The 14,581-nt window shown below is 57.4% G+C and carries 12 protein-coding genes; all 12 read left to right on the forward strand.

The annotated features are described in order from the left end of the window. Positions 1 to 69: 69 nt before the first annotated feature. Positions 70 to 1,287 carry a 3-deoxy-7-phosphoheptulonate synthase gene (locus AC1AWD_RS00630; RefSeq protein ID WP_476563161.1) on the forward strand — a complete coding sequence of 406 codons (1,218 nt, stop codon included), beginning with the start codon at positions 70 to 72 and terminating at the stop codon, positions 1,285 to 1,287. A 214-nt stretch (positions 1,288 to 1,501) separates the two neighbouring features. After that, complete coding sequence (locus tag AC1AWD_RS00635) at positions 1,502 to 2,563, forward strand: DUF4097 family beta strand repeat-containing protein (protein WP_476563162.1); 1,062 nt, start codon at positions 1,502 to 1,504, stop codon at positions 2,561 to 2,563. Then, positions 2,560 to 3,324, forward strand: coding sequence for a PadR family transcriptional regulator (locus tag AC1AWD_RS00640; protein WP_476563163.1), 765 nt, complete (start codon positions 2,560 to 2,562; stop codon positions 3,322 to 3,324). The genes AC1AWD_RS00635 and AC1AWD_RS00640 overlap by 4 nt, the downstream gene beginning before the upstream one ends. Before the next feature lie 12 nt (positions 3,325 to 3,336). Continuing rightward, positions 3,337 to 4,692, forward strand: a complete 1,356-nt coding sequence (locus AC1AWD_RS00645; RefSeq protein WP_476563164.1) for an MFS transporter — start codon at positions 3,337 to 3,339, stop codon at positions 4,690 to 4,692. A gap of 239 nt (positions 4,693 to 4,931) precedes the next feature. Continuing rightward, positions 4,932 to 5,624 (forward strand): 5'-methylthioadenosine/S-adenosylhomocysteine nucleosidase, encoded by a 693-nt coding sequence (gene mtnN / locus AC1AWD_RS00650; protein WP_476563165.1) that lies wholly within the window; start codon positions 4,932 to 4,934, stop codon positions 5,622 to 5,624. 271 nt (positions 5,625 to 5,895) lie between these two features. After that, positions 5,896 to 7,296, forward strand: a complete 1,401-nt coding sequence (locus tag AC1AWD_RS00655) for a sensor histidine kinase (RefSeq protein WP_476563166.1) — start codon at positions 5,896 to 5,898, stop codon at positions 7,294 to 7,296. A 191-nt stretch (positions 7,297 to 7,487) separates the two neighbouring features. Beyond that, positions 7,488 to 8,195 (forward strand): response regulator transcription factor, encoded by a 708-nt coding sequence (locus tag AC1AWD_RS00660; RefSeq protein ID WP_476563167.1) that lies wholly within the window; start codon positions 7,488 to 7,490, stop codon positions 8,193 to 8,195. Between the two features lie 429 nt (positions 8,196 to 8,624). Next, positions 8,625 to 9,743: a phosphate ABC transporter substrate-binding protein PstS gene (gene pstS / locus AC1AWD_RS00665; protein ID WP_476563168.1), complete on the forward strand. Its 1,119-nt coding sequence runs from the start codon at positions 8,625 to 8,627 to the stop codon at positions 9,741 to 9,743. 160 nt (positions 9,744 to 9,903) lie between these two features. After that, positions 9,904 to 10,857, forward strand: a complete 954-nt coding sequence (gene pstC, locus AC1AWD_RS00670; RefSeq protein WP_476563169.1) for a phosphate ABC transporter permease subunit PstC — start codon at positions 9,904 to 9,906, stop codon at positions 10,855 to 10,857. Further along, positions 10,854 to 11,846: a phosphate ABC transporter permease PstA gene (pstA, locus tag AC1AWD_RS00675; RefSeq protein ID WP_476563170.1), complete on the forward strand. Its 993-nt coding sequence runs from the start codon at positions 10,854 to 10,856 to the stop codon at positions 11,844 to 11,846. The genes pstC and pstA overlap by 4 nt, the downstream gene beginning before the upstream one ends. Positions 11,847 to 11,887: 41 nt before the next feature. Next, positions 11,888 to 12,667, forward strand: a complete 780-nt coding sequence (gene pstB / locus AC1AWD_RS00680; RefSeq protein ID WP_476563171.1) for a phosphate ABC transporter ATP-binding protein PstB — start codon at positions 11,888 to 11,890, stop codon at positions 12,665 to 12,667. Between the two features lie 261 nt (positions 12,668 to 12,928). Further along, the gene (locus AC1AWD_RS00685; protein ID WP_476563172.1) at positions 12,929 to 14,311 is read left to right on the forward strand and encodes an NCS2 family permease; all 1,383 of its coding nucleotides are present in this window, start codon (positions 12,929 to 12,931) and stop codon (positions 14,309 to 14,311) included. Positions 14,312 to 14,581 lie beyond the last annotated feature (270 nt).

Raw genomic sequence — 14,581 nt, forward strand, 5'->3', positions numbered from 1 at the left:
GGCAAAAGATATCCTTGCCTCTCCATGCCTTCTGGGTATTCTTGGGAAAGTAAAGCCAAGGAGAGGGACATGAACGAGCAGGATGTACGTTGCGCTGAACCGAAGCCGCTGAATACGCCGGAAGATCTTGCGACGATTCGCAAGGCGATGAGCGAAGGCCTCAATCCGCTGCTGGCCACTGATGTGCCACGTTGGGAGGACCAGGTCGGCGTCGACCGTATCATCAACCGCCGAATCGTTGAATTGGAGCCGCTGCCCACGCCGGCACAGGTGTTGCAGCAGCAGCCCCTCACACCGGCCATGCAGGATCTCGTCGCCGGTTCGCGTGACTCCATTCGCGCATGCTTGTACGGTCAGAATGACCGCCTGCTTGTTATCGTCGGTCCCTGTTCCGTGCATGATCCCGACGCGGCGCTCGACTATGCGCATCGCCTTGCGGCAATCGCAAAGGAAACCGTCGACGAACTGCTTATCGTCATGCGCGTCTATTTCGAAAAACCGCGCACTACTGTCGGTTGGAAAGGTCTTATCAATGATCCAGACATCGACGGAAGCCACAATATTCGAAAAGGCCTGTTGATGGCACGCCGCACATTGCTAGGCGTTTTGGAGCAGGGGCTGCCCGCGGCCACCGAATTCCTGGAACCGACCAGTCCGCAATTCATTTCTGACGCCGTCAGCTGGGGGGCGATTGGCGCACGCAATACCGAAAGCCAAGTCCACAGGCAGCTGGCGTCCGGCATGTCCATGCCGATCGGATTCAAAAACGCGACTGATGGTTCAGTCAAAGCCGCGGTCAACAGTTGTGTTGCGGCCGCACAACGTCACACCTTCTTCGGCATCGACCATTTGGGGCGTGCCTGTGCTGTCGAAACTTTAGGCAATCCCGACTGCCATGTCGTGTTGCGCGGATCCTCGCACGGGCCCAACTATGATGCGGCCTCCGTGCATGCGGCGATGAGTGACGTCAATGCTGCCATGCCTTCCGATTCCGCAGCGGCGCACGGTCTGATCGTCGACTGTTCGCATGGTAATTCCGGCAAGGATGAACGCCGTCAGATTGAAGTCGTGCGCGATATTGCGCGACGTATCGCCGCGGGGGAGCAGGGCATTACGGGCATCATGATGGAAAGCTTTATCGAAAGCGGCAATCAGCCCGAAGGGCCGCTGGCAGAGCTGACCTACGGTCAGTCCATCACTGATCGTTGCATCGGCTGGAACGACACCGCCGTCCTGCTGCGCGAACTCGCTGCCTCCGTCGCCGCTCGTCGTCGCCTCCGTAACTAGGCTGGCTGATCTTCATCCTTTTGCGGCGTTTCGTGGAGAATATGCTTTCTGGATTCTCTTCGAAGCGTCGCAATCCACCTCAATTCCATATAAAACGCCGATGCGACGCCATATTTCATTTCGCGATATATCGTGTTACACTCGACCATAACGCGATATATCGCGAAATTGCCGCGGTTGGGGCGGCACGATGTGTCGGAAAGGCGGAGTGAACATGTTTGGCATGCGTCGCAACATCAAGGTCAGTTTTTCGGACAAAGGTTCGCATTTCGCGAATATGTGGGCTCGTGACGACGATGCTTTTCTCGGTGAAAACGAAAACAGGTGGCTGATCCTCCCGGGGGAACGAAAAACCGTTGATATTGATTCGCTGAATGGCCTGTCCGTAAAATTGCTGGCCGGCCGCGTGGATGTGATCGCCCATGATGGCAATGAAGCGCGTCTGGAAGTGGCAAACGTTCGTGGCGAAAAGGTTCGTGCAATGTTGGAAGGCGGCACATTGTATGTCGGCCATCCGCAGACCGATGGCCGCACCCATATGGTCGGGCCGACTTCGTTGTTCTCCATGCTGTTCTGCGGGCGCACAAAGAAGAAGCCGTTTGAAGAATACAGCGCGGATGTCAGCATTCTGGTGCCGCGCGGAACGCGGGTGAAAGTCGAGTGCATTTACGGCGACACGCTGGTCAGTGGTGTTGAAGGCAAAACTTCGCTTGATACGGTTTCCGGCTCACTGTTGGCGGACGGCGTGTACGGCAATCTGAAAGTGGACACCGTCAGCGGCGATGTCATCGCCCGCAATCAGCATGGCGATGTCAAAGTGGACACTGTAGACGGCCATGTGACTCTTGACGGCGACTGTGCGAAAGTGAAAATGTCGTCGGTGAACGCGGCCATGTTCCTCGATTTGTACGGCAATCCGGAATCGGTCACATTGAATGCGGTGAACGGTTCGCTGAAACTTCGTCTTGGATCCGAAGTGAATGCCGAATACAGGTTGGATGCGGTGTCTGATACGGCGTTGATCAATGGTCGCCGCGTGAAAATGAATCGCAGCGGAAGCACATATCATGATGGCCCGCAAGGGGAGCCCGTGACGAAAATTCGCGTTGACGCAGTGCGGGCTCGCCTGGAGGTCATTCGTCGCAACGACGAGGCGTGCGGCGATGCCTGTGACGAGGCTCGCGGCGACGCGTCTTGCGGTGCGTCTTACGATACGGCCTGCGGCGGGGCTCGCAGTAAGTCCCATGCGGACGCGTTTTCCGGAGAAACGGCATGATCATGAACACTCCGAAATTCGCCCACGGGCAGATGCGCCTCTATTTGTTGGCGCTGCTGGGTGAATCGCCTAAGCACGGCTACGAGTTGATGCAGGCGATTGAGCAGCGCTTCCAAGGATCGTATGTGCCAAGTGCGGGAACCATATACCCGCGCCTTGCAAAATTGACGGAAGAAGGCCTCGTCGTTAAGCGTACGGAAGGTCGCAAAACGATATATGCGATCACACCAGCAGGACGCGCGGAATTGCAGGCCCGTTCTTCCGATATGGCACAGCTTGAACAGGATATCGAATCCGCGGTCGGCTCCGCAGTGCATTCCGCCGCCGACGATTTACGCGCGGAATTGCAATCCTCCATGCGCGGCATGCGTCGCAATTTGAAAGCGTCGATGCGCGCTGAATCATCGCGAAATATATCGGCACATGATAATACGCAGCATATTTTCAGTCGCAAGGAAACGAAAAACGGTGAGATTGCATTGGCGGCCGCTGCCGAGCGTAGTCTGCAGCGTTGCCGCGATGATATTCACGCCGCCATATTGACCGCCGATGCGTCCGGCATGTTGAATACTGATGCCGTGCGCGCGTTGGAAACTTTGTTGGCGTCCACCGTCCGACATGCGCGTCGCATTCTTGATGCGTCTGACGCGCATGATGCGACCGACATGCATGATGCAGTTGATACACATGATGTGACTGATGCGCCTGCCGAGATTGCCGTACCGGCAGTGCAGTCTGACGCAAATCAGACCAACGCTTAGAAGAAGGCGAAAATGACTGAATCAATTCGGCAATCAGCAGTACGCCTGCATCAAAAAAGCGCTGCAGTCGGCGAGAGTGCCAACATTTGGCGTAGTACGGACTATCCCTGCTGGTTCGGCGCCGATACTGCCGACGCGTTGGCTGCAGGCATCACCAGTTTCGCGCTATCGCTGATTGTTTTCGACATAACGGGATCGGCCGCCGAAGCCACAATGGTCGAGTCCTTATATGTCGTGATGCAGGCATTGACCAGCATTCCGGGCGGCCTCCTGCAAGATCGCTTCGATCGCAGACGCTTGCTGCTGATATACGGTGCCAGTGGCCTCCTGTTGACTGGCATTGCGGCGTTGGCTGGAATGGTCGGAACATTGACGGTCGGATTGCTGATTGTTCTTGCGGCGTCGCTTGGAGTGCGCGCCGGCCTGTTGGCGAACACGTCGAATGCGATGTTGCGAGGCATCGTCTCCGATTCGGATTTGCCTAAAGCGTTGGCCGCCAACAATGGCCGCGATGCCGTCGTGAATATTTTGGGCTCGCCGCTGTCCGGTTTTCTGATGCGCGCCGGCAATGCGATACCGTTTGCGGCATCCGCTGTGATGAATGTGATCGGCGTGATTTTTACGTTGCGAATCCGCCATTATTGGCATCATGATGATGCCTGTAATACGGATGATGAGACGACGCAGCAGACGGCGCAGCATGCGATGACATGCCGCGCGCTATGCCGTGACGCTTTCGCCGGATTCGCTTGGATGCTGTCGCATGATATGCAGCGTCGCCTGCTGACAATTTCCATTTTGTTCAACGGTGCGGTGAATGCGCTGCTTTTGTTGATGCAGCTTGACATCATGCGACGTACCGGCAGTCCTGTGACGGCGGCGGCTGTTATTACAGTCGGATCTGTCGGTATGTTGTTGGGCGCGGCATTGTCTGGCCTGCTGATGAAACGCTTTGACGGTGGCATGCTGATTTGTGCCGCTTTTGCTTTGATGGCTTGCGGATCCTTCGGCATGGTTGTATTGCCGGGAATTGTTGAACAAGGATTCGCATTGTTCTCCGGATTGCTGTTCGTGCCTGTTGGCAATGCCATTCTTGGTGGATTCCAGACGCTGCTGATCGGGAAACGCAATCAAGGCCGCGTTTCGGCGGTAGGAACGCTGTGCAATCTCGGATCCTATGCGGCGATGTCCGCCATTGCAGGTCCGCTGATGGAAATGATGGGCTTTGTGCGAGCCGGGCTGGTGTTCGCTGCGATTCTGGCGATCGCGACGATTCTGCTCATTCAGACGTCCACGCTGCGTGACTTGCCCAAGCCTGACCGATGGCAGTCGTATATTGACGACCGTTCAATCGATTGCTGGATGTAGGTGTCTGCAGGCAATCCGTTTTGCTCCGCAAAGTGCCGCAGATCACCCTTTTTGCGGTACGCTGTGGAGCACGAATCCGTATTTTGCTCCACAAAAGGTCGCAACCTCGAATCAGTCGTCGGGAAAACAACCGCAACACCGTCGTCGTCAGCCATGCCGTCTGCCGTCGTCGCTTTACCTGAAATGGGGCGCCTTTCGTACAATGGCAGCATCATCAGCCATCGAAAGGAACACCAGTCATGTCAACAATCGCAATCATCGGCGCACTCGATGAGGAAATCGCCCACATCGTCACCGCACTCGACGACGTCACCGTCAGCAAAGCGGCCAGCCTCACCGTCAGCCGCGGCACGCTGACTACACAAAACGGCGACGCCATCACCGTCGTCGCCACCGTCGGCGGCATGGGCCTGGTCAATGCCGCCGCAACAACGCAGCACCTCATCGACACGTACCAGCCCGATGCCGTCATCTTCTCCGGCATCGCCGGCAACCTAAATAAAAACCTGCACATCAACGACGTCGTACTTGGCGGCACCCTGCGCTATCTCGACACCGATATGCGACTGGTCGGCCAGTGGAAGCCGTGCACCGAGGAATTCCATTCCGACCCGCGCCTGATTGCGTTCGCTGACGAAACACTGAACGAGATGGGCATTACGCATATCACCGGCGTCATCGCATCCGGCAATTATTTCGTCGACGGTGCCGAAAAGGTGGCGCAGGTCATTGCGGAAACGCAGGCGGATGCCGTCGAGATGGAAGGCGCCGCCGTCGCGCACGTCGCCGCACGCAACGATGTGCCCGCGCTGGTGATTCGTGCGATGAGCGACAACGCCGACACCGATTATGAGGAATTCAAGGATTTCGACATTTCCGAATACGCCGACACCGCCGCGAAGATCACCGTCGGCATCGTCGCACGTATGTGAGGCCGTGAGTAATTTCCGGTGGGGTGCACAGGCTGGAACTGATCGTCGCTCGTATGTGAGGCTGTAGGGCCGCAGGGCTGCGAGACTTCGCCCGCCCCGCGAAAGGCATAATCCTGTATGGTCCCTGTACGGCTCCCGCGCTCGTCTTGCATGTTGTACGCACGGTAAACGACGAACGAATATGCGGTGACCAACCGTGATATACGGCCATTTGTGCGCTCGCCATCGGTTATGTTGGTATGTGATCGGCGGATTATCGGAAGGTGAACATATGACTTGGTGGCAGACCGTGTTGCTGACGATTGCGGCGATTGCAGTGATTATCGCATTGCTGGCCATCTCATATCGTCGTGGCCTGAACGCGGCGCGGCGCGGCGTGGCCTCCGACCAGCCGCTGCCGGAGGAATGTCGTTCCATTTTCGGCGATGATGTGCCGGTGCGCATGGTGGAGCGTCAATTGGTGGCCGTTATGCCGGATTCGCTGATTGTTTGCGACGCCAATGGCGAGGTCAGTTATATCAGCCCGGGCGCCATGCATCTTGGCCTGGCTAATGGCGGCACGGTAACATTGCGTGATCTGACTGACACGTTGACGCTGGTTGCCGCCGACAGTGTCGCCCGTGAACGTGAAATTACGATGCCTGTCGACCGCAGCAAGCGTGTTCCCGCCGTGCACAGCAATGGAAAAGGCGTGGAAGCAGGGCAGCAGGCCCCCTCGTCGACGCTGTATCTGCGTGTGCGCGTCGGCCAGATCGCGGACGACTTGTATGCGATTTTCATCAAGGACATGAGCGAACAGCGTCGTTTCGAAGTGGTGCGTCGCGATTTCGTCACGAATGTGTCACATGAGTTGAAAACGCCGGCCGGTGCTATCTCGCTGCTGGCCGAAACCATTGGCGATGCTGCTGATGATCCTGATGCAGTGCGCTATTTTTCGGGTCGTATCGTTAAGGAAAGTTCGCGCCTGACTGAATTGCTGCATCGTCTGATTGATTTGCAGAAGGCGCAGAGCACAATCGCAACCTTGAATGCACGCAAATTGTCGGTGATGAGCGTTGTACGTGAGGCGATCGCCGAAAACACGGTGCAGGCGAAGGATAGCGATATCATGATTAAATTGTCGTTCAACGGGGCGGGTGTGCCGTTGGAAATCGCGTCGGATGATGCCGTCGAAATCAGTGATGCTGCTGGCAAGGATGCGGCGATTATGGCTGATGAAGACGCCCTGAAAACCGCTGTCAAGAATCTGGTCGAAAATGCCATTCATTATTCGCCGAAACATACGACGGTTGTGGTCGGCGTTGTTGCATCCGACGATAACGTAATCATTCGCGTCGTCGACCAGGGTATCGGCATTCCTGCGGCGTCGCTCGACCGCATTTTCGAACGTTTTTATCGTGTCGATCCGGCGCGCTCGCGCGCGACGGGCGGCACGGGCTTGGGCCTGGCCATTACGAAGCATTGCGTGCAGGATTGCGGTGGCACTATTTCCGTGTGGTCGCGTGAAGGGGAAGGGTCGACGTTTACGATTGAGCTTCCGGCATATCATGATGTCCAAATGCAGAGTGACGATAACGCGAACGCTGCCATTGGTGCTGCGGAGAATGTCGCTGCGCATGCGGATGCCGACGATGACGTATCCGACGATGACGTATCCGACGATGGCCGCTGATGATGTCACCGTTGGTGATGGCACCGCTGATGACGAGGGTGCTGTGGCATGACGCTACCACTTCCACGGTGTGACGCTATCACTGTCGCGGCGTGATTTCCGTAGTGCGATGGCAAATGGCAGACGATTATGATTGGTTATTCGAAAGTAGAGACGCATGAAGTCGCTGGCTTGATGCAAGGAAGGCTGAAATGACACGCATTCTGATTGTGGAGGATGAAGAATCGTATCGCGAGCCGCTGGTGTACCAGTTGACGCGTGAAGGATACGACGTGTCCGCTGCCGCCACGGGTGAGGACGGTTTGGAGCTGTTCACCAAGGGCGGTATTGATTTGGTGCTATTGGATTTGATGCTGCCGGGCATTGACGGCATAGCCTTGTGCCGGCGCATTCGTGAGCAGAGCCGCGTGCCGATTATCATGTTGACGGCGAAAAGCGCTGAAATCGATAAGGTTGTCGGTTTGGAGATTGGCGCTGACGATTATGTGACGAAGCCGTATTCCTTCCGCGAATTGCTGGCGCGTATTCGTGCGGTGCTGCGCCGCAATCAGGGGATGGGCGATGCCGTTGCCGGATCCGATGATGATGTTCCGCTGGTGTGCGGCGATATTTCGATGAAGGTCGGTCAGCATCAGGTTGTTGTACGTGGTGAGGATGTGTTCTTCCCGCTGAAGGAATTCGAACTGCTGGAATACCTGATGCAGAACAAGGGACGTGTGATGACGCGTCATCAGCTGATCGATCGCATTTGGGGCTCGGATTATGTCGGTGACACGAAGACGCTGGACGTGCATGTCAAGCGCGTGCGTTCCAAGATCGAAGAGGACCCGGCTCACCCGAAGTACCTGACCACCGTGCGCGGCCTCGGCTACAAAATCGACGTTCCCGTAGCCGAATAATTTTCACCGCCCTCGCTTGAGGCGTGTACCTTATCATCGTTGCGCCTCACCCATGTCCTTTTGAAACCGTTACAACCACGTGGTTTTAACGGTTTCATGTGTTTTTTGCGCCCAAGACCGTTACAACCACGTGGTTTTTACGGTTTCGGAGTTGCGGGGGTGGTGATTTCGTTATAACCACGTGGTTTTAACGGTCTTTGTTGTTGCGGGGAAGGCTGGGATTTCGCCAAAACCTTGCGCTCGCGATGGTTTTTGGATTGGTGGGATGGCGTGTGTTTTATGTAGTCGGATTGATTAGCAACTGTTCATCTTCTGTTCACCATATTTGGCGAATACCATGCGCAAATGCCAATACGCTTGGAGATGTCATGAAAAACGACGGTTACACATTCCACGCCGTCGGGTTGATAAGAGGGAAAAGAATCAATCATGAATAAGAGCATTTTCGTTCGCTCGCTGGCTGCCGCTTCCGGCATTGTGATGCTGGCTTCCGTCGCTGCTTGTGGCGATAACACCGCTACCACCGATACTACTTCCGACGCTTCCACCGATACCGCCGCCGCCATCTCCGGCGATTTCGCCGGTGCCGGCGCGTCCTCTCAGCAGGCTGCCGTCGAGGCTTGGATCGCGGGCTTCCAGGAGAGCAATCCGGACGCCGACATTTCCTACGATCCGTCTGGCTCCGGCGCTGGCGTGAGCACCTTCCTGACCGGTGCCACCGCTTGGGCTGGCTCCGATAAGATCCTGAGCGATGACGAAGTGTCCCAGTCCGAAAGCGTCTGCGCCTCCGGCACCGCCTTCGACATCCCGGTCTACATTTCCCCGATCGCCGTCATCTTCAACCTCGAAGGCATCTCCGATGCCGGCAAGCATGTGAATATGGACGCTTCCACCTTGGCCAAGATCTTCGACGGCAAGATCACCAAGTGGAACGATCCGGCCATCCAGGATCAGAACCCGGACCTCGAACTGCCGGATCTCGCCATCACCGTGGTGCACCGTTCCGATAAGTCCGGCACTACCCAGAACTTCGTGAGCTACTTCAAGGATGCCGCCCCGGAAGACTGGACCTACGATCTGTCCGAGAACTGGCCGAACGAAGTCGGACAGGGCGCCAAGGGCACCTCCGGCGTGGTCTCCACTGTGCAGCAGGCCAACGGCACCATCGGCTACGCCGATTTCTCCCAGGCCGGCGATTTGGGCACCGTGGCCATCAAGGTCGGTGATTCCTATAACGAGATCTCCGCAGAAGCCGGTTCTGAAGTCATCGACGATTCCGAGGTCACCACCGACGGCAACCGCGTGAATGTCACCATCAACCACAACTCTGAAGCCGAAGGCGCCTACCCGATCGTTCTGGTTTCCTACGACATCGCCTGCCCGGCCTACAAGGACGCCGATACCGCCAAATTCGTCAAGTCCTGGCTGACCTACGTCACCAGCGACGCCGGCCAGCAGGTCGCCCAGTCCGCAGCCGGCACCGCTCCGCTGCCGAGCAGCCTGGTCGAGAAGGTCACCGCTTCCATCGACGCCATCAAGGCCGAGTGACCGATCGATGCGGTTACGGATGTGACCCCGAGTTGATGAATAAGTCATGATTGCAAGCCGCAGATTTCGCTTCAACGTGGTCTGCGGCTTGAATCGGGTCTGAACCTGCTACCGTTGAATGATCGGTATGTCAACCACACGCAACTTCCAAGGAGAACCTGTGAGTTCGCAAGAAAAAACGGCTGCTCAGCCGGTCGGCGGCAAAAGCGCCGACAAGGTGTTCAAGGGCATAGCCTACGGCTGCGGCATCCTGATCCTTGTCGTGCTTGCCGCGGTCACGCTCTTCCTGCTGTTCCGCGCATGGCCGCTGATTGGTGGGGATCAGGCCGCAAACGCTGAAACCATCTCCAGCTTCACCGGCGGCAAGACCGATACGTTCTGGGGTTATGTCGGCCCGATGCTGTTCGGCACCATTCTGGTCGCCGCACTCGCGCTGCTGATTTCCTTCTTCGTATCCGTCGGCATCGCACTGTTCATTTCGCACTACGCGCCGAAGAAGCTTTCCACCGCTTTGAGCTACGTCATCGATTTGCTCGCCGCCATCCCGTCCGTGGTCTACGGCCTGTGGGGCGGTCTGATTCTGGTTCCGGCCATCTACCCGTTCTGGAATTGGGTGTCCACCTATCTCGGTTGGATTCCGCTGTTTGCCGGCCCCGCCGCCAACCCGTCTCGTACTGTCGCCACTGTCGCAGTGGTGCTGGCCGTCATGATTCTGCCGATTATCACCTCCATGTCGCGCGATATCTTCATGCAGACCCCGCGTCTGCAGGAGGAAGCCGCCTTGGCATTGGGTGCCACCAAGTGGGAAATGATCAAGCTGGCCGTGCTGCCGTTCGGTCGTTCCGGTGTGGTCTCCGCCTCCATGCTGGGCCTGGGCCGCGCACTCGGCGAGACGATGGCCGTGTTGATGATCCTGTCTCCGGGCCTGAACTACTCCATCAAGCTGCTGCAAGCCTCGCAGAACCAGACGATTGCGGCCAATATCGCCGCACAGTATCCGGAAGCCAACGACCTTGGCGTAAGCGTGCTGATCGCCACCGGTCTGGTGCTGTTCCTCATCACCTTCGTGGTGAACTTCATTGCACGTAAGATCACCGAGAAAGTGGCCGCATGATGACTAGTACAGAACAAAGCCCCATGGATCAGGCCCCTGTCATCGATTTCGACAAGTTCAAGCCGACACGTTCATTCATCGCCGCGCGTAAGCGCAAGGATCTGACGATGCGCGTCCTCGTCGGCGCCGCTTTCATCGTAGCCTTGATTCCGCTGATTTCCGTGCTGTGGACCGTTATCTCCAACGGCATCAAGCGTTTGAATCTCAACTTCCTGAGCTACAACATGACCGGTGTCGTCGGCGGCAGCCAGACCCCATCCGGCGGCTATGGCGGTATTCTGCACGCCATCATCGGCACGCTGGAAATCACGTTCGGCGCCATGGTTATCTCCATCCCGATCGGCCTGATGTGCGCCGTCTATCTGGTGGAATATTCCAACCGCGGCAAACTGGCACGAAGCATCACCCTGCTAGTCGACGTGATGAGCGGCATCCCGTCCATCGTCGCAGGCCTGTTCGCATATTCGATGTTCACCATCGCGTTCGGTCCCGGCACCATCAGCGGCATCGAAGGCTCCGTGGCATTGTCCCTGCTGATGCTGCCGACCGTGGTCAAATCCTCCGAGGAAATGCTCAAGATCGTGCCTCACGATCTGCGCGAAGCCTCCTACGCCCTTGGCGTCACCAAGCAGCGCACCATCACCAAAATCGTGCTGCGCACGGCCCTGCCGGGCATCGTTTCCGGCTGCATCCTGGCCATCGCCCGCGTTATCGGCGAAACCGCGCCGCTGCTGATGACCGCCGGCTACATCGCGTCGACGAACTTCAATCTGTTCTCCGGACGCATGACCACCTTGCCGGTGTACGTGTATCAGGAATACTCAAAGCTGCGCGCCAACTGCCCGACGAACGCCGACGCCACCTGCGTGACCACCATTCCGATGGAACGCTCCTGGGCCGCCGCTTTGATGCTTATCCTCATCGTGCTTATCCTCAACCTCATCGGACGTCTTGTGGCGAAGGTCTTCGCCGTTAAGACGGAACGCTGACAAGACACAAGACGATCATCCGAAAACTGTAAGGAAAACAAATGGGACAGCGTATTGACGTCAACCATCTGAACATCTACTACGGCGATTTCCTTGCCGTGGAAGATGTGAACATCAACATCGAGGCCAACAAGGTCACCGCCTTCATCGGCCCGTCCGGCTGCGGCAAGTCCACCGTGCTGCGCACGCTCGACCGCATGCACGAGATCATCCCCGGCGCCCACTGTGAAGGCGAAGTGCTGCTTGAAGGTCGTAACCTGTATGCCAAAGACATCGACCCCGTGGCCGTGCGTCGTGACGTCGGCATGGTGTTCCAGCGTCCGAACCCGTTCCCGACGATGTCCATTCGTGAGAACGTGCTCGCCGGCGTGCGTCTGAACAACCGCAGGATCAGCAAGTCCGACGCCGATGACCTGGTCGAATGGGCCCTGCGCGGCGCCAACCTGTGGAACGAAGTCAAGGATCGTCTTGATAACCCGGGCATCGGCCTGTCCGGCGGCCAGCAGCAGCGTCTGTGCATCGCTCGCGCCGTCGCCGTGCACCCGCAGGTGCTGCTGATGGACGAACCGTGCTCCGCCCTCGACCCGATCTCCACGCTGGCCGTCGAAGATCTGATCAACGAGCTGAAGAACGAGTACACGATCGTCATCGTGACCCACAACATGCAGCAGGCGGCCCGTATCGCCGACTACACCGCCTTCTTCAACCTGAAGGCCGTTGGACAGCCCGGCCACCTCGAATACTTCGCAGACACGACGACCATGTTCAACAATCCGCAGAACGAAGAAGCCGAACGCTACATCTCTGGCCGCTTCGGCTGATCGACGCGAAAGCCCCGCCCTACGGCGGGGCTTTTTGTTATAGAGACTGCCATAATACAAGTGCAATCATGATTGGATCAGCGACGATTGAATCAGCCAAAGACAGAGGCGTCAAAAGACAGGCCTTCCGGCAATGTGACGTACGAATGATATGGTGTCAATCGTCCGAACAAGCAGTTTCGGCAGCGAGTCGCAATTCTCGCTGGAATCTGCGCGTGAATACCATGCGCGCGATTTCACAAAACCCAAGGAAAGAAGAGCATGGAGAAGTTTTTCCACTTGAAGGAGAACGGTACCACCGTCTCCACTGAAATCCTCGCCGGTTTGACGACGTTCTTCGCGATGTCCTACATCATCATCGTCAACCCGCAGATTCTGTCTTCCACCGGCATGCCGTGGGGCGGCGTCTTCCTTGCCACCATCATCGCAGCGGTTATCGGCACCCTGATCATGGGCCTGTTCGCCAACGTGCCGTACGCTCAGGCCGCCGGCATGGGCCTGAACGCGTTCTTCACCTACACGGTGTGCTTCGGTCTGGGATTCACATGGCAGGAAACGCTGTGCATGGTGTTCCTGTGCGGTCTGATCAACATCCTCATCACCGTCACCAAGATCCGCAAGATGATTATCAAGGCGATTCCGGAAATGCTGCAGCACGCCATCGGTGGCGGCATCGGCCTGTTCGTCGCCTACGTCGGCATGCTGAACGTCGACCTGATCACCTTCACCCCGGACAAGGAGACAACCGCCGCCGTCGGCGCCACCCCAGGCCTGGCCACGCTGAACACCCCGACCCTGTGGCTGTTCCTGATCGGCCTGGTGCTCGCCATCGTCTTCACCGTGCTGAAGGTCAAGGGCGGCATGCTGCTGGCCATTGCCATCACCACCGTAATCGGCATTCCCATGGGCCAGACCACTATGGCCAACTCGGTTTCCATTTCCGAAACCTTTGCCCAGCTCCCGCAGACCTTCGGCGCCATCTTCACCGCCGAAGGCTTCCCGTCGCTGTTCTCCGACGCGACCCGCATCCCGCTGGTTCTGGTGACCATCTTCGCTTTCTCGATGTCCGATACCTTCGACACCATCGGCACGTTCATTGGTACCGGTCGTCGTACTGGCATCTTCTCCGAAGAGGATGAGAAGAGCCTCGAAAGCGGCTCCGGCTTCAGCTCGAAGATGGACCGCGCTCTGTTCGCCGACTCCGTCGCCACTTCCATCGGCGCCATCTGCGGCACTTCGAACACCACCACGTACGTTGAATCTTCCGCCGGTATCGCAGCCGGTGGTCGCACCGGCCTGACTTCCGTCGTCGTGGCGGTCTGTTTCGCGCTGTCCGCATTCCTGTCTCCGATCATCTCCGCCGTGCCGTCCGCCGCGACCGCTGGCGTGCTGGTGATCGTCGGCTGCATGATGGTCGCCTCCCTGAAGGAAATCGACTGGAGCAGCATCGAAGACGCCATCCCGGCGTTCTTCGCCGCCGTTTTCATGGCGTTCTCCTACTCCATTTCCTACGGCATCGCCGGCGGCTTCATCATGTACTGCGTGGTGAAGACCTGCAAGGGCAAGGCCAAGGAAGTGCATCCGGTCATCTGGGTTGTGGCCGTCCTGTTCATTCTGGACTTCATCCTCAACGCAGTGCTGTGACGCATGCGCCGCGCCCTCAGCCATGCTGTGAGGCCGGCATCACCGATTCCCCCGAAGGCCGTCCGATGAGATCATCGGACGGCCTTTTTCGTGACTTGCGTATGGCGATTCCGTTTTTTAAGAAAAGATTGAGACGGTTTTGGGTGAAATTGTTAAGAAAAATGCACTGTCGGCGCAAACCCTATCCGAAAAGCCTTCGTTTCAGTAAACTACGCGTTGACCTATGACGACATCGCGCGGCGATGCCGTGCACTCGATGTCGACATTCCA

The organism is Bifidobacterium sp. LH_512 (assembly GCF_056356435.1).

Excerpts from the sequence above, each read along its gene's own strand:
- AC1AWD_RS00655 (WP_476563166.1), top strand. The coding sequence starts at position 5,896 with ATGACTTGGTGGCAGACCGTGTTGCTGACGATTGCGGCGATTGCAGTG.
- AC1AWD_RS00685 (WP_476563172.1), top strand. The coding sequence starts at position 12,929 with ATGGAGAAGTTTTTCCACTTGAAGGAGAACGGTACCACCGTCTCCACT.
- pstA (WP_476563170.1), top strand. The coding sequence starts at position 10,854 with ATGATGACTAGTACAGAACAAAGCCCCATGGATCAGGCCCCTGTCATC.
- AC1AWD_RS00635 (WP_476563162.1), top strand. The coding sequence starts at position 1,502 with ATGTTTGGCATGCGTCGCAACATCAAGGTCAGTTTTTCGGACAAAGGT.
- AC1AWD_RS00660 (WP_476563167.1), top strand. The coding sequence starts at position 7,488 with ATGACACGCATTCTGATTGTGGAGGATGAAGAATCGTATCGCGAGCCG.
- AC1AWD_RS00630 (WP_476563161.1), top strand. The coding sequence starts at position 70 with ATGAACGAGCAGGATGTACGTTGCGCTGAACCGAAGCCGCTGAATACG.
- mtnN (WP_476563165.1), top strand. The coding sequence starts at position 4,932 with ATGTCAACAATCGCAATCATCGGCGCACTCGATGAGGAAATCGCCCAC.
- pstS (WP_476563168.1), top strand. The coding sequence starts at position 8,625 with ATGAATAAGAGCATTTTCGTTCGCTCGCTGGCTGCCGCTTCCGGCATT.
- pstB (WP_476563171.1), top strand. The coding sequence starts at position 11,888 with ATGGGACAGCGTATTGACGTCAACCATCTGAACATCTACTACGGCGAT.
- AC1AWD_RS00640 (WP_476563163.1), top strand. The coding sequence starts at position 2,560 with ATGATCATGAACACTCCGAAATTCGCCCACGGGCAGATGCGCCTCTAT.
- AC1AWD_RS00645 (WP_476563164.1), top strand. The coding sequence starts at position 3,337 with ATGACTGAATCAATTCGGCAATCAGCAGTACGCCTGCATCAAAAAAGC.